The following is a 253-nucleotide window of genomic DNA, read 5'->3' on the forward strand; positions in this document are numbered from 1 at the left end:
CGTGGCCGTCGCGGTGTTCGCGTACGGACCGGTCGGCAGCACGGTGGCGACGATCTGCAGGGTCGCATTCGCGCCGGATGCGAGCGCACCGACGGCCCACACGCCGGTGCCGGCGTTATAGGTGCCCACGCTCGGCGTGGCCGAAACGAGGGTGTAACCCGCCGGCAGCTGATCGTTGACGTTGACGCCAGCCGCAGCGGACGGACCGTTGTTGCTGACGGTCACGGTGAAGGTGACGTTGGTACCGACGATC

The 253-nt window shown here is 68.4% G+C and carries 1 protein-coding gene; it reads right to left on the reverse strand.

Annotated elements, in window-relative coordinates; translation table 11 throughout:
• A partial coding sequence (locus ASD86_RS26265; protein ID WP_157477099.1) for a DUF11 domain-containing protein occupies positions 1 to 253 on the reverse strand: 253 nt, incomplete at both ends.

The sequence above is a fragment of the Lysobacter sp. Root690 genome (genome assembly GCF_001427785.1).
Classification (GTDB): Bacteria; Pseudomonadota; Gammaproteobacteria; order Xanthomonadales; family Xanthomonadaceae; genus Lysobacter.